21 protein-coding genes, 3 tRNA genes and 1 pseudogene are annotated in these 22,989 nt (G+C 45.1%); 9 read left to right on the top strand and 16 right to left on the bottom strand.

All coding sequences use genetic code 11. The annotated features are described in order from the left end of the window. Nucleotides 1–7: 7 nt before the first annotated feature. Nucleotides 8–475: a ribosome maturation factor RimP gene (gene rimP / locus JEU20_RS12005; protein WP_198246718.1), complete on the bottom strand. Its 468-nt coding sequence runs from the start codon at nucleotides 473–475 to the stop codon at nucleotides 8–10. A 349-nt stretch (nucleotides 476–824) separates the two neighbouring features. Here rimP and pdxA point away from each other — a divergent pair, with 349 nt between their 5' ends. After that, entirely contained in the window at nucleotides 825–1,823 is a 999-nt protein-coding gene (pdxA, locus tag JEU20_RS12000) for a 4-hydroxythreonine-4-phosphate dehydrogenase PdxA (RefSeq protein ID WP_198246374.1), read from the top strand. Next, on the top strand, nucleotides 1,816–2,610 hold the full coding sequence (gene rsmA, locus JEU20_RS11995; protein WP_198246372.1) for a 16S rRNA (adenine(1518)-N(6)/adenine(1519)-N(6))-dimethyltransferase RsmA: 795 nt from the start codon (nucleotides 1,816–1,818) through the stop codon (nucleotides 2,608–2,610). Before pdxA ends, rsmA begins: the two co-directional genes overlap by 8 nt. A 216-nt stretch (nucleotides 2,611–2,826) precedes the next feature. Here the strand turns inward: rsmA and JEU20_RS11990 are convergent, their stop codons facing one another. The 6 genes from JEU20_RS11990 to JEU20_RS11965 all read right to left on the bottom strand — a co-directional run bounded on the left by JEU20_RS11990 (nucleotide 2,827) and on the right by JEU20_RS11965 (nucleotide 6,449). After that, nucleotides 2,827–4,125 (bottom strand): transposase, encoded by a 1,299-nt coding sequence (locus tag JEU20_RS11990; RefSeq protein WP_198246370.1) that lies wholly within the window; start codon nucleotides 4,123–4,125, stop codon nucleotides 2,827–2,829. Nucleotides 4,126–4,213: 88 nt separating this feature from the next. After that, nucleotides 4,214–4,278, bottom strand: a tRNA-Glu gene (locus JEU20_RS11985). A gap of 80 nt (nucleotides 4,279–4,358) precedes the next feature. Continuing rightward, nucleotides 4,359–4,434 (bottom strand) — tRNA-Glu (locus JEU20_RS11980). A gap of 21 nt (nucleotides 4,435–4,455) precedes the next feature. Then, nucleotides 4,456–4,531 (bottom strand) — tRNA-Ala (locus JEU20_RS11975). A gap of 41 nt (nucleotides 4,532–4,572) precedes the next feature. Beyond that, nucleotides 4,573–5,982 (bottom strand): glutamate--tRNA ligase, encoded by a 1,410-nt coding sequence (gene gltX, locus JEU20_RS11970; protein WP_198246368.1) that lies wholly within the window; start codon nucleotides 5,980–5,982, stop codon nucleotides 4,573–4,575. A 5-nt stretch (nucleotides 5,983–5,987) separates the two neighbouring features. Beyond that, the gene (locus JEU20_RS11965; protein ID WP_245395246.1) at nucleotides 5,988–6,449 is read right to left on the bottom strand and encodes a tetratricopeptide repeat protein; all 462 of its coding nucleotides are present in this window, start codon (nucleotides 6,447–6,449) and stop codon (nucleotides 5,988–5,990) included. Between the two features lie 140 nt (nucleotides 6,450–6,589). Between JEU20_RS11965 and JEU20_RS11960 the strand changes: the two genes are divergently transcribed. The 5 genes from JEU20_RS11960 to JEU20_RS11940 all read left to right on the top strand — a co-directional run bounded on the left by JEU20_RS11960 (nucleotide 6,590) and on the right by JEU20_RS11940 (nucleotide 11,103). Beyond that, complete coding sequence (locus tag JEU20_RS11960; RefSeq protein WP_198246366.1) at nucleotides 6,590–7,768, top strand: OmpA family protein; 1,179 nt, start codon at nucleotides 6,590–6,592, stop codon at nucleotides 7,766–7,768. A gap of 301 nt (nucleotides 7,769–8,069) precedes the next feature. Next, the gene (locus JEU20_RS11955) at nucleotides 8,070–9,038 is read left to right on the top strand and encodes an ABC transporter substrate-binding protein (RefSeq protein WP_198246364.1); all 969 of its coding nucleotides are present in this window, start codon (nucleotides 8,070–8,072) and stop codon (nucleotides 9,036–9,038) included. Continuing rightward, complete coding sequence (locus JEU20_RS11950; protein ID WP_425356715.1) at nucleotides 9,035–9,790, top strand: ABC transporter permease; 756 nt, start codon at nucleotides 9,035–9,037, stop codon at nucleotides 9,788–9,790. The genes JEU20_RS11955 and JEU20_RS11950 overlap by 4 nt, the downstream gene beginning before the upstream one ends. Then, nucleotides 9,787–10,527, top strand: coding sequence for an ABC transporter ATP-binding protein (locus tag JEU20_RS11945; RefSeq protein ID WP_198246362.1), 741 nt, complete (start codon nucleotides 9,787–9,789; stop codon nucleotides 10,525–10,527). Before JEU20_RS11950 ends, JEU20_RS11945 begins: the two co-directional genes overlap by 4 nt. Before the next feature lie 3 nt (nucleotides 10,528–10,530). After that, nucleotides 10,531–11,103, top strand: a complete 573-nt coding sequence (locus JEU20_RS11940) for a YigZ family protein (protein ID WP_198246360.1) — start codon at nucleotides 10,531–10,533, stop codon at nucleotides 11,101–11,103. Nucleotides 11,104–11,286: 183 nt separating this feature from the next. Here JEU20_RS11940 and JEU20_RS11935 read toward each other — a convergent pair whose 3' ends face one another. The 8 genes and pseudogenes from JEU20_RS11935 to JEU20_RS11900 all read right to left on the bottom strand — a co-directional run bounded on the left by JEU20_RS11935 (nucleotide 11,287) and on the right by JEU20_RS11900 (nucleotide 19,647). Beyond that, complete coding sequence (locus JEU20_RS11935; protein ID WP_198246358.1) at nucleotides 11,287–12,945, bottom strand: ATP-binding protein; 1,659 nt, start codon at nucleotides 12,943–12,945, stop codon at nucleotides 11,287–11,289. Between the two features lie 597 nt (nucleotides 12,946–13,542). Further along, on the bottom strand, nucleotides 13,543–13,764 hold the full coding sequence (locus JEU20_RS11930) for a FeoC-like transcriptional regulator (protein WP_198246356.1): 222 nt from the start codon (nucleotides 13,762–13,764) through the stop codon (nucleotides 13,543–13,545). After that, nucleotides 13,745–16,063, bottom strand: a complete 2,319-nt coding sequence (feoB, locus tag JEU20_RS11925) for a Fe(2+) transporter permease subunit FeoB (protein WP_198246354.1) — start codon at nucleotides 16,061–16,063, stop codon at nucleotides 13,745–13,747. The genes JEU20_RS11930 and feoB overlap by 20 nt, the downstream gene beginning before the upstream one ends. Then, complete coding sequence (locus JEU20_RS11920; protein ID WP_198246352.1) at nucleotides 16,060–16,293, bottom strand: FeoA family protein; 234 nt, start codon at nucleotides 16,291–16,293, stop codon at nucleotides 16,060–16,062. Before JEU20_RS11920 ends, feoB begins: the two co-directional genes overlap by 4 nt. A gap of 525 nt (nucleotides 16,294–16,818) precedes the next feature. Then, on the bottom strand, nucleotides 16,819–17,595 hold the full coding sequence (locus JEU20_RS11915) for a nuclease-related domain-containing protein (protein WP_198246350.1): 777 nt from the start codon (nucleotides 17,593–17,595) through the stop codon (nucleotides 16,819–16,821). 548 nt (nucleotides 17,596–18,143) lie between these two features. Beyond that, a complete protein-coding gene (locus JEU20_RS15650; RefSeq protein WP_342590523.1) occupies nucleotides 18,144–18,539 on the bottom strand; it encodes a Fic family protein in 396 nt (131 codons plus the stop codon). Nucleotides 18,540–18,647: 108 nt separating this feature from the next. After that, nucleotides 18,648–19,177, bottom strand: a pseudogene (locus JEU20_RS15645) (IS5 family transposase); the annotation flags it as partial. Beyond that, complete coding sequence (locus tag JEU20_RS11900) at nucleotides 19,171–19,647, bottom strand: Fic family protein (protein ID WP_425356719.1); 477 nt, start codon at nucleotides 19,645–19,647, stop codon at nucleotides 19,171–19,173. The pseudogene JEU20_RS15645 and the gene JEU20_RS11900, both read right to left, overlap by 7 nt. A gap of 355 nt (nucleotides 19,648–20,002) precedes the next feature. On the opposite strand from JEU20_RS11900, the gene JEU20_RS11895 reads away from it, so the two are divergent. Continuing rightward, the gene (locus tag JEU20_RS11895) at nucleotides 20,003–21,589 is read left to right on the top strand and encodes an HIRAN domain-containing protein (RefSeq protein WP_198246346.1); all 1,587 of its coding nucleotides are present in this window, start codon (nucleotides 20,003–20,005) and stop codon (nucleotides 21,587–21,589) included. A gap of 14 nt (nucleotides 21,590–21,603) precedes the next feature. After that, nucleotides 21,604–21,882 carry a nuclear transport factor 2 family protein gene (locus JEU20_RS11890; RefSeq protein ID WP_198246344.1) on the top strand — a complete coding sequence of 93 codons (279 nt, stop codon included), beginning with the start codon at nucleotides 21,604–21,606 and terminating at the stop codon, nucleotides 21,880–21,882. 15 nt (nucleotides 21,883–21,897) lie between these two features. Here the strand turns inward: JEU20_RS11890 and JEU20_RS11885 are convergent, their stop codons facing one another. Continuing rightward, the gene (locus JEU20_RS11885; RefSeq protein WP_198243546.1) at nucleotides 21,898–22,923 is read right to left on the bottom strand and encodes an IS630 family transposase; all 1,026 of its coding nucleotides are present in this window, start codon (nucleotides 22,921–22,923) and stop codon (nucleotides 21,898–21,900) included. Nucleotides 22,924–22,989: the final 66 nt, after the last annotated feature.

Genomic DNA, 22,989 nt, shown 5'->3' with positions numbered 1-22,989 from the left:
AAACTCCTTATTTAATCGAGAATTCCGGCACTAATCGGGCCTTACTCATCGCTTTTAATGGAATGGAATACTGTTGATCTCCGTCATCCACAACAATGACGCCATCATCTTCAACCTGAACAATTTGTCCGGTAATTTTTCTACGTTGATTTATCGGTGAAAATAAGGTTACCGTAATGGGTTGTCCTATAAACTGCCGAAACTGCTCTAATTTAAAAAAAGGCCGATCCGCGCCCGGTGATGAAACTTCCAGGTTATATTCAGATTTTATGGGATCTTCAACATCCAATACACCACTGACCTGATGACTGACTTTTGAACAGTCATCAACTGTGATGCCGTTTTCGCTGTCGATATAAATCCTGAGCACACTGTTTTTAGGATGTGAATTAAATTCAATCCCAACGCACTCATAGCCCAGACCTTCAATAACCGGCTCAAGTAGTTTCAAAATATGTTCAGGAGCCTGTTTCATCACTATTCACCATCTAACGCACAAAAAAAAAGAGCCTAAAGGCTCTTCCATAAACAAAACAACCGCGACACCTTTTCCTTTCATCAGAAAATAAAAAACCCCACCAGGGGGCTTAAGGCATCGACGAAAACCCTTTTCAGGTTACCGCTTCTATCCGCATATTATAATCTTTTCATAAAACCAAGGTCAAGATAAACATCTTTTTTCTTTTTAAACACTTCACCAATAAACTCATCATATTAGTCATTCGTTTTTATCGCGGGCAATACAAAAAAGAATGCTTAGGTGGCGAGTTCATGCATGGAGAGTATACTTGTAAAATCTCACCTTAATTTAGTACTTTGATAGCATGATAATACCACGAATTGCACTCACATCGGGCGAGCCGGCCGGCATAGGCCCTGACCTTTGCATTCAGCTTGCTCAACACAAGCAAAACTGTGAAATAGTCATTTTCGCCGACCCCGAAATGCTCACTCGGCGCGCCGAATATTTAGGCCTCGATATTGCCATTAAAATTTTCGACCCTGACAGACCCGCTCAACAGCACCCCGAAAAAACCTTATTAATACAACCTATAACGCTTTCCACAGCAGCCGTTCCTGGTCAATTAAACAAAGCTAACAGCTCTTATGTGCTAAAGATGATTGAGCAAGCCACCCTCGGCTGTTTACACAACCACTTTGATGCCATGGTCACGGCCCCGGTTCAAAAAAGCATCATCAATGATGCCGGAATCGCATTCAGCGGTCATACCGAATACATCGCCCAACTTACCGGCGGCCACCCCGTCATGATGCTGGCCACAGCGGGCTTGCGCGTCGCCTTGGTCACAACTCACCTGCCCTTGTCCCAAGTCAGCCAGGCAATTACCGCTGACACATTGAACCAAGTTATCAAAATTCTGGATCGTGACTTACGCCATTATTTCAATCTCGACAATCCTCATATTTTGATTTGTGGACTAAATCCCCATGCCGGCGAAAATGGTCACCTGGGCCGAGAAGAAATTGAAATTATCGAACCTGTCATTCACGCACTCCGCGCTCAACATTTGAATTTACATGGCCCATTACCGGCCGACACGCTGTTTACACCTAACAATCTGGAGCAAGCCGATGCCGTGCTAGCCATGTATCACGACCAAGGCCTGCCCGTACTTAAATTCAAGGGCTTTGGCCAAGCGGTTAATATTACACTGGGGCTACCCATTATTCGTACCTCGGTCGATCATGGCACGGCACTGGATCTAGCCGGAACAGGCAATGCATCGACCAGTAGCCTAGAATACGCCCTTGAAATCGCCCAACTTATGTCAGAAAACAACCATCGGAACCGTCATGCATAAAGCCCGTAAACGTTTTGGTCAAAATTTTTTAACCGATGATGCAATCATCAGCAACCTGCTGGGCCACTTGCAAATCAGTGAAAATCAACATTGGGTTGAAATCGGGCCGGGGCTAGGCGCACTGACCGCGCCTTTGTTGGCCGAAAACATTCAACTGGATGTTGTCGAACTAGATCGTGATTTAGTCGAATTATTACAAAAACGCTTTGGCCACAACCCCAGACTGAGCATTCACAGCGCTGACGCATTAAAATTTGATTTTGCACAGCTTGCCAAAAATGATGAAAAACTGCGTATCATCGGTAATTTACCCTACAACATTTCTACGCCACTGCTATTCCATCTGCTTGACTATGCCGCAGTTATCGAGGATATGCATTTCATGCTGCAAAAGGAAGTAGTCAATCGTATTTGTGCCACGCCGGGCAGCAAAAAATATGGTCGCCTCAGTGTGATGCTGCAATATTACTGCACAGCTGAATTTTTGTTTGACGCCCCGCCCGAATGCTTTCAACCTGCACCCAAAGTCATGTCGGCTATCGTTAAATTAACGCCGCACGAGACACTACCTGACCACGCACTGAGTCACAATCTCAATCAAATCGTGACTCAAGCCTTTTCGCAGCGACGTAAAACTTTGCGCAACGCCTTGAGTAAACTACTGACGGAACAGGAAATACGAGCAGCGGACATCGCCCCGGATTTACGCGCGGAATCGCTATCTCAGGACGACTTCATACGCTTGGCGAATGTACTGAGTACAAAAGAAAAGCAAGTCACAGAATAGGATACAAAAGAGAGTCTGCATGGATGCACTCACATCACTAGCCACAGATCACGTTCACTAATGAAAAATAATCCAAGTAAACGGCGGATACTTTTCTTCAGACAAAAAAATACCCTGCAACAACCTTAAATCAGGCAGGCAGGCAGGGTAATAATAGATGGCGTCCCCAGGGGGGTTCGAACCCATAAGCGCCAACTTAAGCCCCCAACCACTTGATTAAACACGACTTACGCCCAGCTCTCTGCATTGTCGAATCATTCCCAAAATCGGTTCAGGTAGACTCTGCAACGAACGTTTTCTCGGGCGTTCGCTAACGCTTTTCAAATAATCACGCTGAAAGCGTTCTTGCTTCGGAAAACAGGCGTTCAATCCTGATTTAATGTCCTCAGCAATCGTTTTATACAAACGCCAGGGTGTCAATGCACGCGGCCCATCCATTTTCGTCAAGGCCTTGGTAAAACACCGCTGCGCGATCTTTTCCGTAACCACCGCATACAGAAGTTTGCCCTGTAAATACAATTCGGCCAATTGACTGTCTTTACGGGCACGTAATTGATTGATCGCCAACAGGCTTTTCAGCCGTTTGATCACCAATTCCACCTGCCAGCGTACACGATAGAGCGCGGCAGCCGTTTCGGTGCTGAGCAACTCGACCGGCACGGACGTTAAAATTAAGACCCATTCACTGAGATAGAGCGTTTTTTCCTGGGCTGTACGTCCTTTGTTCTGCGCTCTGAGTTTCGCTTTACGCCGGGCTTGCGCCGCTTTTTCGGCAGGTAACGGAACCGCATGTACCGTGCAGGCGATTCGTTTAGTATCATGGCACAAATAAACCGGAATAGCCCCCGCTTGTTTCCCGAGACGTTGTAATTTCGTTTCCCAGTCAATTTTTATCAGCTTGCCGTGGTCGTCAAGCGCATATAAATTCATGCTGTGCGCGTTATAGCGCAGCACAATATCGCCACCTCGGTCAATAAAAGGCACCAACGACTTCGGTTGATTGTAGCCACGATCAATCAACACGACATCGCCCGATTCCAGCACATAATGGTCAAGGCTTTCGCCAATCTTGTCCGTACTGACTTCAACCTGGCGCAATGTCAGTGAAATCAAATCTATCGCGATATGTAGCCGATACGTGGTTTCTGTCGCACCGGGTTCCTGCACGGTCGAGCCATCAATAATAACGAAGCTTAATGAACCACTGTCAACCACCTGATGCAACCCAAATACGCCCGATAGCAAGGATTTTACCCAAGGAACGCAGGCCGCCAGTCTTTTTACCGCCGTATCACTCAGGTAGCCCTGTAAGTGAGCCACCTCGCCGGCGCAACTCCGCAAGGAGAAATCCAGACCACAGTAGAGCATCACCAACTGTAACAGTTGTAAGGGCGAACGGATCTTGCGCGCACGCGTGAAGGCTTTAAATTCATAGGCTTGTTGTTGATAATCTTCTGGAAGTTCTTGCACAAATTGTTCAAAACGAGTATCTATGTGAGGTGGCTGCTTTTTCATAGGGTTTTCACTTTTGTCGGCAAAAGACTCTATGTGGTGGCCACACCTTTATTTTTCAACACGTAATCAATGATTTAATGGCTTAAGTTGGCGCTTATGGGGTTCGAACCCCCGTTACCGCCGTGAAAGGGCGGTGTCCTAGGCCTCTAGACGATGGGGACTAAGACTTTTTAAAACAACCTTCAAACTAAAGCATTGCCGTTATTTTGCAATACTCAAAACCAAACATAAAATGGCGTCCCCAGGGGGGTTCGAACCCCCGTTACCGCCGTGAAAGGGCGGTGTCCTAGGCCTCTAGACGATGGGGACTAAGACTTTTCAACTGCAAAATGGTGGAGCCAGGCGGGATCGAACCGCCGACCTCAACACTGCCAGTGTTGCGCTCTCCCAATTGAGCTATGGCCCCTCAGTTGAGTCCGGGTATTATACTTAGTTTTTTCCTCTTGTCTAGGATTTATTTTTATCTTGAATAAATTTTATCGCTTTTTCCATTCTATTTAGGGTTTTGTCTCGACCTAACAGTGACAGCGTCACATCAATCGAAGGCGACACGGCTGTCCCGCACACGGCAACCCGCAAGGGCTGAGCGACTTTACCTAGCTTTAAATCCAACTCTTCGGCAGTATCTAGAACAATTTGATGTAATTTTTCGCCATCCCATTCAGATATAGCAGAAAATTTTGCCAGTAAATGGCGCAAAACCTCATCTGAACCGGCTTTAAAATTCTTTTTCGCCGCCTTTTCATCGTAGTTTTCAAATTCCTGGTAAAAATAGCGACTGGCCTCGGCCATCTCCACCAATGTTTTACAACGCTCCCGCTGCGCTTTCACCACTTCGGTCAACTCCGGGCCTTGTGCTGGATCTATGCCTCGCTCCCCCATATGCCAGCTTAAATGATGCGCTACATGCGCTGGATCACTATTCATGATGTACTGATGATTCAACCATAATAATTTTTCATTGTTAAAGGTTGAAGCCGAAACATTGACGTTTTCAAGCTCAAACAATGCAATCATCTCATCGACAGTAAAAATTTCCTGGTCGCCATGTGACCACCCCAGCCGCACCAGATAATTCAGCAAAGCATCCGGCAAAAAACCCTCTTCCCGGTACTGCATAACACTAACCGCCCCATGGCGCTTCGACAATCTGGCGCCATCTGCCCCCAAAATCATCGGAACATGCGCATATTTCGGCGGCTCAACACCTAATGCCCGCAGTATGTTGATTTGTCGCGGCGTATTATTGATATGGTCGTCGCCGCGAATCACCACATTGATCCCCATATCCATATCATCTACAACAACGGTCAAATTATACGTCGGCGAGCCATCCGAACGGGCGATAATCAGATCATCCAGTTCCTTGTTGGCGACAACAATCTTACCCTTGATCAAATCATCTATGATAACTTCACCTTGTGCCGGATTTTTAAACCGGATTACCGCCTCACCTTCTTTTCTGGTATGACTCGCATCGCGGCATTTGCCGTTATAACGCGGCTTTTCTTTATTAGCGACTTGTTGCTCACGCAAAGCATCCAATTCGTCCTTGCTGCAATAACAATAATAGGCATCCCCTTGATCCAACAATTGCTGAATAATCTCTTTATATCGTTCAAAGCGATGGGTTTGATAAAAAGGGCCTTCATCATATTCCAGACCCAACCAAGCCATACCTTCTAGAATGGCGTTAACCGACTCTTGGGTTGAGCGTTCAAGGTCAGTATCTTCAATCCTTAATACAAATTTTCCGCCATGCTTACGCGCATAAAGCCATGAAAACAAGGCAGTTCTGGCGCCGCCAACATGTAAATAGCCCGTTGGGCTGGGTGCAAAACGTGTTTTTATAGTCATTGATATTATTTCTTCATTAAAAATCTTTTAGCATACTCTCTGGGAATAGACCGAGCCGCATTCAAACGCATCGCTTGATAACTAAACTGTACACTCCCTTTTGCCGCCTTATTCAGTCCTAAAATAGCCTGGGAAGTCTGATGTCCATGAGCAGCGGCTTTTTTATACCATTGTGTTGCTTTATTGCGGTCAGCCATGACACCTAGCCCACGATCATACAAAGCGCCCATCAATACTTCGGCATCAACCAACCCTTGTTTAGCCGCTTTTTCAATCCATCCGGCGGCTTTTTCATTATTTTGTTCAAACCCCTGCCAACCCAATAGATACATAGCGCCTAGTTTTGCTTGAGCCATTGCATCGCCTTGTTTAGCATGCTGTTCCAGTTCAGCTATAGATACTGCAAACACATTGACCGCCCATAAGCATAGGGCCAACACGAGCAGTTTTTTTATCCATGTCATCATAAATATCTCCCATTCATTGTGTATTCAGATAAAGCCATTTATCATTTTACGTTATCTATTGCATCTACACTATTCAATTATAAATTAAACCGCTAGACTATTAAGCGTTAGAAAAACATCATAAACATGGAGATTCTTTTATGAAAAGAACAACATTATTATCGGCCCTCATAACCAGTGCCGTTTTAACAGGCTGCGCCACTCAGTCTACCAGTAGCCTCGCACCATTCCAGGCTCAAGACCTGAATACGAAAGTCAAAAGTGGTTATCTCGTCCAAAAAACAAACACTTTTTTTGTGATTAACGACTCATCGTCCTCAATGAGCAGTATTTATGAAGCGGCGCCATTTGTGGGGGAAACAAAATTTGATGTCGAAAAAGAACTATTACATCGATTAAATCAAACGATTCCTGATGTGGCCTTGGCATCTGGCCTGAGAAGCTTTGGTTTTGGTCCGTGCTTGGATTGGTCGTTTACAAAACTCAACCAACCTGTTCAAAATTATTCAAAATCAGGTTTTGAAAGTACTATTGCTACATTGACCTGTTCAAGTGGTGGCTCGCCCATGGCAAATGCTTTAAATGCCGCTAAAAATGACCTAAAAAATGCTGAAGGCAATATTGCCTTAATCATTTTCAGTGATGGCGTCGAAACGACAACATCCCCTATCCCATCAGCACAAACATTAAAAGAACAATACGGTGACAAACTTTGCATCTATACCGTTTGGGTTGGCAATAAAGCCGATGAAGCTGGTAAAGTAACATTGAATGATCTCAGTACTGTGGGTCAGTGCGGATTTTCTGTCAACGGACAAAACATTGCAACAGAAGCTGGCATGGCGAACTTTGTCGAAAATGTATTCTTCAAAGGTGGCCACCCTATTATCCGTGAAAAAGACAGTGATGGTGACGGTGTCGTTGATTCAAAAGATCAATGTCCAGATACGCCTAAAGGGGCTATCGTTGATAAACATGGCTGCTGGACGTTCCGCGGTGTTTTGTTTGACGTTGATAGCGCTAAAATCAAATCGGTTTATCACGATATGATCACTAATGCGGTTAGAGTCTTAAAACTGAACCCTGAATTAACTTTAGAAATCCAGGGACATACTGACAGCACAGGCTCAGAAGCTTACAACCTGAAACTATCCCAGCGTCGGGCTGAAGCGGTTAAAGCTGAATTAGTCCGTCATGGGATAGCACCTGAGCGTTTAACCACCGTCGGTTATGGCGAAAGCAAACCTGTTGCGCCAAATGATACGGCAGAAGGCCGCTCCTTAAACCGTCGAGTCACTTACAAAAGAACAGATCGCTAAGAATCGTTCATTTTAAATAAAAAAGGGAGCCTCGTTTGCTCCCTTTTTTATGCTTAGCTCTATGCCAAGTATTTTACCCAGCACCTTATAATGCCTCACCATTTATGGCGAGGATAAAAATGTGCAATAAAAATTTCTTACACAAAGCCTTGTTCTTCAGGACAAGGTGCTGGGTTTACAGAATACAACGCCTTGCCTTATCCTATACAAGTCTTATTTTAGGCATAGTTATATCGATGTAAACGCTAAAATCCCCCCTCACGCTATTTTTTAACCGCCTTTAGGATCGCTAACCTGCATAATGTTTAAATTTTTTACCACAATTATCGTTCTCTTTTTCAGCTTACCCAGCTTTGCGGCTGAAAAGCCCACTTTCCACTTGGGCGTTTTGGCATTTGGCACAGCCAACTGGGAATTAACGACCCTAGAAAATGCCGGATTAACCCAAAATGCGCCGTATCAATTACATATCACGCCATTGGCGACCCCCCAATCAGGCAAAATTGCCTTGCAATCCAATACCGTGGACATGATTGTCGCCGACTGGGTTTGGGTATCCAGGCTTCGTAGCCAAGGCTATGATTATACGTTTTACCCCTATTCTGAAACATCGGGCGGACTGATTGTTCCCAAACAGAGTTCTATCCAAAAAATCTCTGATTTGGCTGGCTCAAAACTCGGTATCGCTGGAGGTGAGCTAGATAAAAACTGGTTATTACTGCAAGCGTTGGCGCAAACACAATCTGTAGACCTTAATCAAACCGTACAAAAAGTCTTCGGCGCCCCCCCCATACTCAATCAACAATTAGTACAAAACCGCCTGGATGCCGTATTGACCTATTGGCATTTTGCCGCCCGCCTCCAGGCTAAAGGCTATCACCAGGTTTTAAATGGACAGCAAATCTTAGCAGAACTCGGTATAAAACAAGGCCTGCCCATGCTCGGCTATGTATTTAACCGGCAATGGGCTCACAAACATCAATCGGCACTCAAGCAATTTTTCAACGATGTTGCTAAAGCCCGCCAATTATTGTGTAAGGATGAGCGTGCGTGGCAAGCGATTCTGCCATTAATAAAAAGCGAAAACAAAGCTGAGCAAACTCTGCTTCGCAGGCGTTACTGCGCAGGCCAGGTGACGGACTGGTCACCTAAAAAACGTGCCGCTGCTGAAACGATTTACCGATTATTGAAAAAATTAAGTCATAATAAATTAACGGGCTCATCAGAACAGATTCAAGCGGATACATTTTGGTATCTGACCGATAAATGAAATCATTTTTCACTCGTGCGCGCATGCTATCGCTGATTTCGACTGGCGTGTTTTTTTTATCTTGGCAGGGTCTGGCCATGTGGCTAAACAGCCCGGTATTGCCGGATGTCATTCATGTCGCTCAAGTCCTTTGGCAAGCCATCATTTCTGGCGAATTGCCCCATCATTTGGGTATCACATTGATGCGTTTAGGCCTTAGTTTCAGTATTGCCATGCTGCTCGGCTGCGCATTTGGCATTGCCTTAGGACGCAATCAGGCTCTGAATGCTTTTTTTGACCAATGGCTGGTTATTTTTTTAAACATCCCTGCCCTGGTCACGATTATTCTTTGTTATGTCTGGTTCGGTCTAGTGGAGACAGCGGCTATTACTGCCGTAGTCATTAATAAACTACCTAATGTTATCGTTACCATCCGCGAAGGCACCCGCGCATTGGATAAAGATTTACTGGAAATGGCGCAAAGCTTCCGCTTCAGTAAATTAAAAACATTACGCCATGTCATCTGGCCACAGCTACATCCTTATGTGATGGCGGCAACCCGATCGGGTATCGCGCTGATCTGGAAAATTATCCTGGTAGTCGAATTATTGGGCCGCAGCGACGGCATGGGTTATCAACTGCATATTTTCTTTCAGCTCTTCGATGTCGCCAGCATTTTGGCCTACACCATCGCCTTTGTGGCAGTGATTCAGTTAATTGAACTGTTACTGTTAAAGCCGCTGGATAGAAAAGCACTGAGGTGGCGCCGATGAATGATTTTCTGATTCAGATTCACAACAAAACCTACCCCGATAAGCAGCACCCGGAACGCGCTCACCAAGCCATCTATAATCTAGAATTTAATGTTGCCCAACACGAATTCGTATGCCTGGTCGGGCCTTCAGGTTGCGGTAAAACCACATTATTGAATATTATCGCCGGCCTGGACACACAATTTGACGGCCAAATCGTATTACCCGGCACGAAACCTGCCAAAATCGGTTATGTCTTTCAAAACCCGCGCCTATTGCCCTGGCATACAGTACGTGAAAATATTGAACTCGCCTGTCATGAGGGAATTGACGCCAGGATATTGGATGACTTATTGGAAACTATGCAACTGACCCGGGTACAACAGAGCTACCCTGAACACCTGTCACTGGGCATGAGTCGCCGCGTCGCTATCATTCGCGCCTTCGCCATCAACCCGGATATTTTACTGATGGACGAGCCATTCGTATCACTCGATGCACCGACCGCCCGCCAGGTTCGGCAATTATTGATGCAACTTTGGCGGCAACGCCCACATACCGTTTTATTTGTCACCCACGATCTGCGCGAAGCGATCGCCCTGGCCGATCGCATCATATTTTTATCCAACCCACCGATGCATGTTGTGCGTGACATCCCAATTCCATTATCGGCCAAACAGCGTCTGCAAGAATCGCCAATCGAGCAATTTCGACAAACGCTGTTAAGCCAGTATCCCGATATCGCCCGCTTGCTTTAACCTATGCGTATCGTCAAAAAACCAGCTCAAACCGAAGAAATCATTAAAAAATCCCGTTTTATCAGCTTGCTTTTGCCGTGCGACTCAGAACAACAGGCCAAGCAGCTGCTTATCCATTACAACCAGCAATATCCCGATGCCAGCCATCTGGTTTACGCCTATCGTATTCAATCCAATAAAGGCTTGATCTGCCGATTCTACGATGCCGGTGAACCATCCGGCACGGCTGGAAAACCTATTTTTCAACACTTAGAAGGCAAACAGCTGATTAATGTATTACTCATCGTCATACGTTACTTTGGTGGCATCAAACTCGGCGCCGGCGGCCTCACTCGCGCCTATGGCAATAGTGCAAAAAAGGTTATCGAGCAAGCTGAAATTGTGGACTTTATCGTCATGAATGAAATATGCTTCACGCTGGACTACAAACAACTCCAAAACCTTGAATATCAGCTGAAAAAACTGAATGGCCAAATTATCGAGCAACAATTTGGCGAAAACATCAGCGTGCGAATCCGCCTTCCCGAAGATAACGTACCGGCACTAAAAGCGCTTTTTGGTAAAGATCCTAGGTGACAAGCTATTCGCATTGAAATCACAGTTTCAAGGTAACTCGCACGGTAATCATTTAGTGGGCGTAAGGTATTGAGTTTTTCAGGCTTGTGCAACATGGATGTATCTACGCGTCCTGAAATATCAATACCCTACGCCCGGTGTTTCTAAAGGCGTGAGTAGTTACGTTTCAAGGATACAATGACTTTACTGCCGCGTTTGAGTACGCCAGTTATTCACAATACCCTCGACATCCAGTTCCTCCGCGCCTTCGCGCCAACTAGTGTAATAATCCACATCGTTACTTTTCGGCGGCGGATCAGGACGATAAATCTGCACGCGGGTCGGTAACGGCGCCGCCTCTCCCAGCACCAGCGCCTCGCCCCGTCCTAATGACGTTAAAATATCGGTTAAGTCCCCTTCGGCTTCTGGCACCAGGCCACGTATATATTGCTGATCATCCGGGTTCGTTGTCCGTAAACAGATAAATGTACTGCATTGCGATAACATGGTTTCCGAAAGTTCGGTCGGCCGCTGACTGATCACGCCAATCGACACACCGTATTTACGCCCTTCTTTAGCAATCCGTTCCATCATGCGCTTGGTACCATCGAACTGCCCCCCTTTTTCGCGTGGAATATAAGCATGGGCTTCTTCACAAATCAGGGTAATTGGAAATTCCCGCCGCCGCGGATTCCAGTAATTAAACTCATAGGCCAAACGCCCGACCTGGGCCGAAACCGCCGGCCTGACATCGGTTGGCACTGAACTCAAATCGACCACGGTAATATTGGCCTTTTTCTGTCCTAAACCAATAAATTCACGCAGCAAATCGGCCATACTATCCGACGTATTACGCTTTTTAGGTTTAAGCAAAAAATCATAGCGCACATCGTTAAACCGGCTTTGCATTCTGACCAAAAACTCGTCAAACTGACCAAATAAGGCGCCTTTGGTCTTACCAAAGTCTTTCCGCTCTTCATTGGCATTTTTAAATTGCATATACATCTCGGCCAACGAAAAATAAATTGGCGTATCAATAGACACACCCGTTAAGCCGATTTTTTTCGCTTCCTTACGTTTAAGTTGCTGTAATATTTCGCGCATAAAGGCCATTTGCATGGATGCGCCCCGATCCTGTTTATCGATAAATAAATCGACCAGTTCGGCATAGGTCATCATCCAGTACGGCATCTCCAATTCCAATGCATCGACATAGTTGACCGTATCATCCGCAAAGGCCGATTGAATGCTTCCATCATCCCGTTTCCAGCAATATTCACCATGCAAATCCAACATAATCATATGGCATTTAGGCATCGCCTTAATCGTATGCTGAATCAAACTGGTGACGGTCCAGGATTTCCCCGATCCCGACTGCCCTATAATGGCAAAATGGCGACCAAACAAAGCCCTAGGGTCGAGACTAAGATGATAATCTTTATGCGCGGCAAGTTGACCGATATAAAACTGATAATCCCTGAATGCTGAAAAAATGGCGTTGATTTCATTTAACCCCACCGCGTAAACTTTCGCACCAGGTGTCGGGTAATGCCTAACCCCTCGGATAAACTGCTCATTCTGTAATTCACCTACTGGAATCAATGAAATAAACCGATCGGATAAGCGCTCGCCCTGCGTATTGAAGCGGTCTTTTTCCCACATTTTAAAAACTAGCGCCAATACGCCAATATCTGACTGTCGAATGACAACATAGGAGCCGATATGCCCAACCAGAATTTCTTCATCGCCGACTTGAATCACCGGCAACTCTGTTGAATAGTCCTCTGCAATTCGGGCATCCATCCCATCACCACGGACTTCTGTTAAATAAGCAATTAAAATACCATTATCGTGTTCTGTCATTTTTTCTGCCTCACTTTAAACGCATGCGCGTAAGTTTAGTCAAGAAAAATGACTTGGGTGCGCTTAAATCGGAATTTTTACACGCTTAGCACGTGTAATTTTGAACTATCAGTGATTCATTATTTACTGATGTTAGACAGCGGCACTTCAATCTTATTCCCATAATCTTCCATTCACCATTGCCGAGAAAGAAAAAGCCATCTCTGGCCTCTTTTTCTTATCGACACAAAGCGCACAGAGTTATCCCCTGGTTCCCGCTCTTGCGTGGGAATGAGGGAATCACAATTGCACCTTGATACTGACTGCTATTTATCGTACTCACGCAGGTAAAGAGGACACGATAAAAGAGATCACAGAGTTATCATTTGTATCGTTTAATGCCCTTGAGGTTTGGATTCATGACGTTATCAACGACTCTGTTGAAATATCTGTTGTTTATCCTTGCTGCACGGTTTCATTCTCTGTGTTCTCTGTGTTCTCTGTGTCTATATGGGTTCCTAAGCAGGAGTGTGGGAATGAGGGAAGAGTTACTGCGTAACATCAGTTATTTATTGAGAACAAGACGAAAAAACGTCTCTTCAGAATCAAACATCCGCGCTACTCAATCCATTCATACAGCTCGGTTAATTCCGGGTTACACTTATGGCAACTGCTACCACAGGACGAACTAACCGGAATTTGCCGTATCTTGCCTTTTTTTGCCCATTTACTCAACATTCCGCGCATAGCTTCTGCATCCACATCAAAATGCATCACTAGCTCATTCAAAGTACAACGTTTTTTATCCCGCACATAATTTCTAATTTCGGACAATATCATAGCGCCCTCCTCGTTGAAATCGGCCGTACAGCCATAATCCAGCGATCACCGATGCAAACGCCAGCAAACACGCGACTATCCAGAATAAAGCATGTTCAGGATGTCGCGTGTAGGTCATGGCCTGATAAAAAACAGTCGCCGTGATATAGGCAATACCGGTCGTCCAACAGACGACAAAAAATGCCCACCCGGCACTCGTTTCCCGGTAAATTGCCGCTGTTGCCGCCACACAGGGCGCATAAAGCAAAATAAACAATAAATAAGCAAATGCACCTATTTTGCCGTCAAAATTTGCTCGCATGGCTTGATAAGCAATATTCTCACCCTGCAGCGTCGCGCCCACTGCCGCATCTGTCTCAATATTTATCCCCAAAGGATCTAGCACTCGATCGGCAATCTCAGCTAAGTTGGTCGGAATCGTTTTAACCGCACCCAACAATGCAGCACTCAAGTCAAATATATCCTCCTCGGTATTATCGACCTGCGCCACCATTTGCGTATACAAAGCGGACAAGGTACCAACAACGGCTTCTTTCGCCATCACACCGGTAAAAATACCCACGGTCGCCGGCCAGTTTTGCGCTTGAATCCCCATCGGTTCAAACACCGGCGTCAAGCTCAGACCAATCTCACTTAATACCGATTTGGAGGTATTTTGTTTATCAAAACTGCCGTCAATACCCCAGGCATTCAAAAAATTCAAGACCAGAACCATCGGCACAATCACCGACCCTGCTTTAACGATAAAAGCATGTAACCGATCCCAGGTTTTCAGATAAATACCCTGCCAAGTGGGTAAATGATAGGTTGGCAGTTCCATGATAAATGGCGTTACATCGCCTTTAAACAGCGTGTGCCGCATAATCAAACCTGTCAAGACAGCGACAGCAATGCCAATCAGATACAATCCAAAAACAAGATTTTGCCCACCCACTGGAAAAAAAGCCGCGGCAAACAAAGCATACACGGGTAACCGCGCACCACAGGACATAAACGGATTCATCAGGTTAGTCAGAATACGGTCACGTGGATTTTCCAGTGTGCGTGTTGCCATAATAGCCGGCACATTACAACCAAACCCGACAATCATCGGTACAAAGGATTTTCCTGGAAGTCCCAGCATCCGCATAAATCGATCCATCACAAATGCGGCCCGCGCCATATAGCCGGTATCTTCTAAAAAAGATAAAAACACAAACAAAAACCCAACAATCGGAATAAACGTGGCCACTACTTGCACCCCACCGCCCGCACCGTCGGCTAGCAACACAATCAACCACTCGGGCACTGCCCACTGCTGCAATAAAACCCTGAAGCCATCCACAAACAAGGCGCCGGCTAACTGATCGAAAAAATCAACAAAGGCATTACCGACATTGATCGTGAACATGAACATCAAATACATCACAAACAAAAAGATCGGAATCCCCAGAAACCGGTTGAGCACGATACGATCAATTCTATCGGTCAAATCCTGTGAGGCCTGATGAATACGTTTGACACAATCCTGTGTCACGTCATGAACAAAGCTATAACGTGCATCCGCCGTCAATATATCGATTTCTTCATCCGTTTTTTTCTCAATCTCCGCAGTTAAGCGAGCGACTTCTTCATGCAACGCTTGCCCGGCAATTCTCAACGCCAGTGTGTCGTTTTCTAACAAACGCAACGCTAACCAGCGCAAATCATACTTTTCAGAATCGACTGTTTTTGCTAATTTTTCTTGTAACTCGCTTGCCGCTTGTTCGATCTCGTCAGGATAGCGAATCTGAATCGTGGGCACAGGCGCCGTCAAACAGGATTGATTGATCACATGCTTTAAGGTATCTAAGCCTTCACCCGAAGCCGCACTGATGGGAACAACCGGGCAACCCAACTTTTTTTCTAACTTTTTATGATCAATATCAATCCCTTTCTTTTTGATCATATCCATCATATTCAGGGCAACAATCATCGGCACCCGCATTTCAATCAATTGCGAAGTCAAATACAGATTACGCTCAATATTTGTTGCATCGACGATATTGACAACCAGGTCCGCCTGTCTTTCCGCCACAAAATCACGGGCTATTTTTTCATCCAACGAAACCGAATCATCATCAGACTCCAACGAATAGGTGCCAGGCAAATCCACGACTTCAATCAAAGCACCCTGATAAGTATATTCTCCGGTTTTTCGTTCAACGGTAACACCAGGCCAATTGCCCACCATTTGCCTTGAACCTGTCAGCGCATTAAACAAGGTGGTTTTGCCGCAATTTGGATTGCCAACAACAGCGACTGTGTATTTCATACTCATAACTTCTCCACCAATACCACCGAAGCTTCATCTTTCCGCAGTGTCAACGAAAACCCGCGCAACCGGATCTCAATCGGATCACCCATTGGCGCATAACGGACCACGGTAAACTCCGTCCCTGGCGTTAGCCCCATCGCTAATAGACGCTTACGATACGCTTTTCCGGATTTCTCAAAACCGACAACCCGCGCCCGGTCACCAATCGTCAACTGCTTTAAACTTACTGGCATTTTATGCAACCATGTTAAATAAATGTGTAATAAAAATCATTATCATTGCCAATACTATAGCATAAGATTTACCCGAAAAAACACTACCTCTTGTAAAGTAGAAGTTATGCATTGAAAAACTAAGCAATAATAACTGCTGCGTAATTTTCTAAAAGGGATAGGATAACCTGTGATGAAATCAACCTGCTGCTGGCGGCGTACGTCTGGAATAAAGCTCAATAGCTTTTAAGACAAGCATCTCTTATTTTTAAACGCCTTATTTCCGATACAAATCTAGAAATATTGGCTAAAGATGCTGCTCAGTGGAATTTTTAGGGTCGGCTACTTATTCAACCGCAAACTAATTAGGATAACCCTGCGGATTGGTCATTGCCCCCAATAACACGATTTCACTCTGACCAGCCAGTCCAAAGTCAGTACCGGCAATGTACTGGCAACAATGACAAAAGCATTCATGGTGTGCATTGTATTTTCTTCTTATCTATTCAAATTTTTGCCTGTTTTTTCCTTAAATCCGGATGCGTGTTATGCCATATTGACAGCACCTCGACATTTCGGGAACTTTGAACATCCCCAAAATTTATTACCCGTTTTTTTACCCTTTTTAACTTCTCTCAGCACCATTACACTCCCGCATTTAGGGCATTGTTTCTGATCGTTCTTGTGAGCAATAATGGTTTTGACATGCTTTACATGTTCCCAGTTCGTTTTTAACGATGGCGTTAATCGTCCCGCTTTAATTTTAACCTTGATCGTCTGAACGTCCTTCTCCGAAAGCACCGGCTGGATTTTCGATTTGATGAATCGAATATAGCCCATGCCATAGGTGACATTTTCCGGCATGGCCGTTTTGAATGTGCTGTCCCCAACAAATACAACCACTGAAAAAATCTGCTCATCACTCAATCCTAACAATCTCCCAAGAACCTTCGTGTGCTTGTAGTTTTGGTGGAGGGGATTCTGAAAACGGGTTTTATGTTTGTAAATTTGTTGCGTCCAAGTTTTTTGATTTGGACTGCCAAATATCCAGCCTTTCATGTTTTTGGTTTCCACCACAAAAACACCGTACTTGGACACGATAACATGGTCAATTTGTGTGCTACCATCATCTGTAGGCAGCGTCACATTCTTTATCAGGTGGTATGTGTCTTTATCGAGAAACCACCTGGCACCTAAATTAACAACAAACTCCCCTATCACACCTTTGAACCAAGGCGATTTCAAAAGTGCGGCCAAAATTCCGAGAGGAATCAGATACCACAGCATTCCATATATTTGATTAAGAATAGGTGTAAGGTCCATTATTTCCTCTTGGCATGGCTGCTGACGACAATATCGTTTTCTAAACGTATCTACTCACCCCCTCTAAAAAGCAGGTGTAGGTTGTTGATTTATCAGGCTTGCATAACAGGGATGTTATGCAGAACCACATGGATGTATTCACGTGTCCTGATAAATCAATGACCTACTCCGGCTAAAACACAACCGGGTGAGCAGTTACTTCTAAACGTTGATTAAAACACAAATCCCTAACAAAAACACTCATGCCCATCCCGGCTATTTAAGACTACTCGACACGATTTTCCCGGTTCTTCGCACTACTCGCTGCTTCAGCTTTATGGGTTTGAATATACTGTCTCACGACTAATCCCAAACTCCTTTGCCAACTGGGTGTAGTGGTCTAACCTGTAGGAAGTTATAGCCTATAATTTGCCAAAAACAGGAAAATGATGATGCGTGCAAATGGTAACAAAATAGCCCCCGCCTGTGAGTAGTCATAACCTTTCAAACGGATTGACCGACGGTTTTGTTTGTCATTTTTCATTTGTTACAGAACCTGAAACAAACCATCAGGGGATATTAAATAGCAGCTCAACCAGTTCCCGGTTCAGGTAATAATTTTCCCTTCCAAGTTTATGTTTTTCGAGGATGCCATAGTCGGCTAAGGCATCGAGATAACGGGTGGCTGTCGCCCTGGATACACAAATGTCGCGTTCCAGAAATTGCACTTTGGTGTACGGGTGATGAAAAATATTGTTGATTAAATCCTGGCTGTAGAATTTAAACTGGTTTCTGATGGTATGTTTTTGTTGTTGCAACAAGTCTTTTATGGCTTCAACCAGAGTGATGGTCTGACTGGCGGTGATTTCTATGCCTTTTAACATATAAATGAGCCAGCCTTGCCAACCTTTATCGTCTCTGACTCGTTGTAATCGCTGATAATATTCCGTTTTGGTTTGGTTAATGTAACGGCTTAGATAGAGGACGGGGGAATCCAGTAACCCTGTTTTGACCAGATAAAGTATATTGATAATGCGGCCTGTTCTGCCATTGCCGTCGTAAAAAGGATGGATACTTTCAAATTGGTGATGGATAAGCGCCATTTGCACTAGGAAATTTCGTTTGAGTTTGTCATATCGCGTGGCGATCGCTCTGAAATGCTTAAGTCTTGCAAACACATTTTCAACGAGATGGCGATATTTGTAGAGACACCAATCCATTTCATCATTTCCCCGAGTTGAATTCTTTTTTCTTGGGATAACAGGAACAGCCCCTTTGTCTTTAATTTGAAGACGTAATGCTTCACTGTCATAGCCTCTGTCAGCAACTATATAGTCACCTTTTGGGAGCTCTGCAACTAATTTCGGTGCTTCTTTACAGTCATGAACTTCGCCGCCTGTCACTGAGAAATGAATAGGAAGACCACAGGCATCAACGGCCATATGAATTTTACTGGTGTTCCCGGCGACAGATTTCCTATCGCTGTTTCTTGTTCACAGGCCGCACCACTACTATGCTGATGTGCTTTCACAATACTCCCATCAATAAATTCCCATTCCAGGTCTGGATCAACAACCAAGGCGTTAAAAATACCCATCAGTTTTTCTTTACTAATGGATCTTTCTGGGGCGGCTGTTGGTTGATAATTTGTTCCAGATCGGCCATCAATTCCGGAACCTGTTGGGGCTCTGGTGGGGTGTAAATAATTTTACCGGTTTGCTCATTTTTTAATACGGTACCCAGTTGTTTTCTGAAACCGGCACGGTTGTTTTCCAGGTTCTCCTGTATTTTCAGGATCGTGTTTAATGTCAGTAAACCGTGCTCTTTTACGGCCTGATAGCCCACTTGCAAAGCCCGGTTATAGTTGGCGACTTCTTTTGTCGCTAGATTGCTTAAATCTGATCTCAGTGTATGTTTATACAGCTCATCCTGGGAAGTATTGATATTTTCTATTTCTGAGCTGTCTTTGGCTTCCTGTAAAGTAAGCGTAGACAGCAGAATTTGCTGATTGGGGATACTTTTAACAACACCTTTGAGTTCCGCCAAAGGCCGATGCGCTTTAATTAAAGCCATCAGGATAGTTGGGTCGTCCGTATCAATGGTCAGCTCAGATAATTTTTGCATCGTTCGTTCCATTCAAAAAAGTTATTTTTTGAGCATTTTCTTGATAATCTTCTCACAAATGGAATTTTTTGAGAAGTTATTGCCTGAGCTGCTCAATTTCTGTCATTATTGAACGCAACTGTCGGTTTGTAGTGGTCAAGTAAATTTGTCACTTGAAGACACAGGCTTTAGCCGGTAGAGTGATATTTGATTTAACTGTGTGTTTTTGTAAGACGATTCATGAATGCCCCTTGCCGATATAAACCCAGCACCTCGACCTGAAGGGTTTACGGCGTGTAACACCTCATTTGAACCCAACTGGCGCATGATTCAAAACAGCTCTCGGCCTTTTTTACAAAATACGGTTTATTTGCAGTTCAAAAAAGACTCGCATTATATCCTTGAGTCCTGGACGGCAGGCTTTCGCTGCTGGTTACAGGATAACAAGCGCGGTACATTACGGCGTGTTTGCTTGCCTTATCCGTTGCTGACAAAAGATGGTTCGGTCAATACAAAATTATTGACGGGGCTGAGTCTGGCGAATAATCTTGAATTCCAGCCTGCCCCGACAGGAGTTTTCTTCGGTCTGACCGTTAAGGAAAGTGAGGCGCATCACGTAATACAAGCTTCACTGTTAAGCTTAATTGCCGCGATTCCGAAACCGGTTCGTGCGATTGCCGGGCAATGTCGCTCATTACAGTATTTTGCGCTGGAAGCCATGCGCCATGTGTCGGGGTTTGAGCAATTTTTGCAGCAGGAGCTTCAGCATGTGGGGCTGGCGTATGTGTGTGCAGTTTGGCAACTGGCCAGGATGGAACAGTTGCCGTATGTGATGCGGCTGATGGTGTATCAGCGCATGATGTCAGAGTCCAGACGGTCTATTCTGGAATCCTTGTTTGAGTTACCGGTGTCTAAATCCCTGCTGAAAAGCCTCTACAAACTGCCGCCGGAAGACATAACCTGCGACAGTCTCTGGCATTTATATGATTTATTCGAGCAACCTGCACAAGCCAAGGCGATTGCCCTGTGCCCGGAATTGTCACCAGCCGCTTTAGGCGAACTGGCCAAAGTGCCTGGCTGGATGGTTTCGCCGGGACTGTTTCAAGTGCTGGCCACAGTATTGAATAACGAACAGCTCTTGGTGTCGATCATTCCGCCTGCGATTTTGAATGCCCCAAGCGACATTCGCTCAAGCATCCAGACATCATTTTCCAGCATCAAAACCGTGTTGCAACTGGAAAACCGGATTTATCACTGGGCAGATAAACTTTACGATAATGTGGTGTTTCCTGAGCCGCCATTTGAGGCTACCGGCGAGTTGACACCCCTCCGCGATGGTTTAGCATTACGCCGGGAGGGTCGGAAAATGCATAATTGTGTCGCAGGCTATACCCAACAGATTGTTGAAGGCCGCTGTTATTTTTATCATTGGCACGGTGAACACCCGGCAACGGTTCAGCTGAATCAGGATCGTGAAGGACATTGGTTATTACAGGAGTATTTAGGTTATGCCAATCACACCCTGCCCGAGACCGAAAAAGTCCGGATCGTCAACGCCCTGGCCGAGGCCTTCGCACCGTATGGGCTGTTTATTATGCGGTGCAGCATTGCCGGAACCCGCTATTATCATTATCCTGAACTGGAACCTGACTTTAACAACGGCGACCGCCTGCATTTGCAGGCCGAACCCGATAATGAACATGACCCCCGGGCGGTTGAGGTGTTGACCGGAACAGGACACAAACTGGGCTATCTCCCAAGGCACCAAAATGCCCGGGTTGCCGCCTGGTTAAAACGCGGTTTGCCGGTTCAGGCAACCTTGCTCAGCGATCACCAGAATGGCTGGTTGTTGCAGGTTTATGTGGCGTCCGAAGCAGAAAATATCACAGTCCCCGCCGTGACACCAAAATGACAAGCGGAGAAATAATGATGGAAATGACAATGGCAAAAAATTTTTCTCAATCCTGGGAACAGGCCTGGAACGCTCATGATATTGACCGAATCATGCTGCACTATGCCGATGATATTGTGCTGGTGTCACCGATCGCGGCGAAATTGCTGGGTCAAGCTGAAGTCATGGGGGTGAAAGCGGTCAGACGGTATTTTATCAAAGGACTTGATGCCTACCCTGATCTGAGATTCAGGGTTTTGGAGGTGTTTGCGGGTGAACAAAGCCTGGTGCTGTATTATACTCTCCGCACATGAAAATAGAGCAAACCATCATGCACCGATAATTTGAAAATTCTCAGTTAAAAGTGAGCGCAAATTGTCGACATGCTTTTCTGGCTCAGAAAAGAATGTCTCGCAGGCTATTTTGAATTCTTTGAATGTTTCATAATACTGGTCATATAAGATTTCTTTCTTGAAATATCGCCAGTACCGTTCAATCAAATTAAGATTCGGCGCATACGGCGGTAAAAACACTAATTCAATTCGCGACATTTCAAGAAATTGTCTGACAGCCTTTGATCGGTAGTAGCGTGCATTATCGCAAATGATGTAAATAGTCCCAGCCTTCGGGTAACGTTCTTCAATCGCCTTACAAAGATCAATCGTTGCCTCGCCATTGATGGTGTCATAGAAGCGGCAGACAGTATCCAGAGAATCGATATTGACTGCACCGTTGACATTGAGACGTTGACGCCCGGTATTACTCTGAATCGTGAATTCCACACCACGCTTAATCCAACCACAAGCCATTACAGGATTATGTTGTGGATGAACACCATCCATGAACAATATCAAGTCTTCGGGCTGCTTGTCTTCCTTTAGTTGTTGATATTTCTCAAGGAACTCCAGTTGGGCTTTTGCATTAGCTTTGCCGGGTATCAGCTTGGGCTTTTTATAGACATAACCCAAGCGATGCAGCAAGGCTGTCACACCGCGTTCACTATAGCGAACCTGCCAACGCTCTTTAATGTAAGCTGCAACCGATTTAGCGGTTAAGTGAAGATTTTTCTGCAGATATTCATCCAACTCGGTCGCTTCTGAAACCGATAAGAAACTGGCACTTCCAACATGCTGAGTTTGTAGGAGTTTAGCAAGACCACCTTTCTTATATTTTCGATAGTAGGTACGGATTGTATTGCGGTCAATGAGAAGTGCTTCGGCAACGTTTGTTGCTGACCAGCCTGAACCTAAAAGAATGATGGCTTTAACTCGGTCTGCATCACGTTTTTCTCGAAGCTCACCATGGGCTTCGCGCAAATCGGCTAATTCAGTCTCTGGAAGGGTGTAATTCGACATGGCCTTATTTTATATATTTCACTCCATTACGTCATCTTTTTATGCTAAATTCTCATTTGCGAAGAG

This window comes from methane-oxidizing endosymbiont of Gigantopelta aegis (genome assembly GCF_016097405.1).
GTDB lineage: Bacteria > Pseudomonadota > Gammaproteobacteria > Methylococcales > Methylomonadaceae > Methylomarinum.
The sequence above is the reverse complement of the archived record's forward strand: the minus strand, read 5'-3'. Positions and strand labels throughout refer to the sequence as shown.